Origin of the sequence: Mycobacterium sp., from assembly GCF_050701675.1 — a bacterium.
Taxonomy (GTDB): Bacteria; Actinomycetota; Actinomycetes; order Mycobacteriales; family Mycobacteriaceae; genus Mycobacterium.
Genome location: NZ_JBOGDD010001021.1, coordinates 1 through 1695 on the forward strand (window position 1 = coordinate 1; position 1695 = coordinate 1695).

Sequence of the window (1695 nt, forward strand, 5' to 3'; positions counted from 1 at the left end):
CATCACCTCTGGCCTCGACTTGGCGCTGCACATTCTCGAACGTTCCTACGGTGCCCGCGTGGCCATTCACGTCGCATCCCATTTCGGCTATGAGCGACGCGGCATCGTCTGGTACGCCGGCGGCAGATCGCCTCTGGCTGAGGAACGGCTCCAGAGCTGACGACTTGTCGATATCCAAACCAGACCGTCGTTACGGATCACTCAGCTGATCAGTCGGGTGATGGCTGCCCAGTACGCTTGACAATCCTCCGCAGGCACCGTCGAGGGGAAAGCGACTACCACGGTCATAACCTGACGCATGCTGTGATCCGCTGCGTATATCTGCGCAGCACCACTCGTCCGAAATGAGAGGACCTGCATGCGGTCGGTGGTGATCGACTGAGCACATCCGATCCTGGGGCACTCGGCGGCACTGGTGTCAACAGGACGCCCTGGCTGTAACCCATTGCGCGTCAGTGCATCAACAACATCGCCGGCTATATGCGATCCGCTACCTGACGCAGACGATGAGGTCGCTGAAGACGGAGTCGGGGGCGCCGCACAGGCGGCGCCGAGCATGGCACAGACGACTCCAAGGCCCGCATGGGTAGCAACGATCGATACTTGAGCCCGCTTCAACCCGATCACCTGCGGGTGCTGGGTGAGTAGCCGCCGAAATCCATACTTATCTCCGTATTTCGGCCATGGAGTCCGCCTTCCGTCCGCGAGCGCCGTCTCCTTGGACCGTTCAGACGGCCGTGGCAATGTCGTAATCAGAAGAGAACGCTCGGCGGTAAGCGGTTGGAGTCGTGGACAGGGTGCGACGAAAGTGAAGGCGAAGGTTGGCGGCCGAACCCAGGCCGGAGTCCTGAGCCACACGGTCGATGGAGTAGTCCGTTCGCTCAAGCATTTCGCGCGCTGAAGTGATGCGGGCATTGACCAGCCACTGCAAGGGAGTGGTCCCGGTTTCGTCAGTGAAGTGCCGCATGAAGGTGCGCATTGACATCCGTGCGTGCTTGGCCATTTCCGAGACCGTGATCGGATCGGCGAGATGACCTAACACCCAGGCACGCGTGGCCGCCAGGGAGGCGTCGCCGGCCACTGCTACCGCAGCGGGAACGTACTGTGCCTGGCCGCCGGCGCGGTGAGGTGGCGCGACCAACGCGCGGGCGACCCGATTTGCGGTGGCGGCGCCAAGATCGCGCATCACGATGTGCAGGCACATGTCTATTCCGCAGCACATTCCGGCAGAGGTAAGGACGTTCCCGTTGTCGATGTAAAGGACGTCACGGTCGACCTGCACGGCAGGGAAGTGTGCTTCAAGGCCGTCTAGATGCTGCCAATGGGTGGTTGCGCGTCGCCCATCGAGGATTCCTGCGGCCGCCAAGGCGAACGCACCGGTGCAAATGGAGGCTACCCTGGCGCCCCGCGCGAGGCTTGTCACCAGTGCGTCAACCACTGAGGAAGGCACGGCGCGTTCCACCGGTTGATAACCCGGCACGATCACGGTGTCCGCCTCGCACACTGCGTCGAGTCCGTGGTCGATCGCCAACGTGAGACCTGATGCAGTCCTGACACGGTCAGATGGTCCGCAGATTCTCAAGTCATATGGGACATCGGGGTCGACGGTGAAAACGTCCATCGGAATGGCGAGGTCGAGAGCCTTCACACCGTCGAGGGCGACGACTGCAATGCGGTGAGTGTTCATTGCTATCC

General features: G+C 61.9%; 1 protein-coding gene. It reads right to left on the reverse strand.

Annotated elements, in window-relative coordinates; genetic code table 11:
* Positions 1-727: 727 nt before the first annotated feature.
* A complete protein-coding gene (locus tag ACRDUX_RS31325) occupies positions 728-1687 on the reverse strand; it encodes a GlxA family transcriptional regulator (RefSeq protein WP_526419816.1) in 960 nt (319 codons plus the stop codon).
* Between the last annotated feature and the right edge of the window lie 8 nt (positions 1688-1695).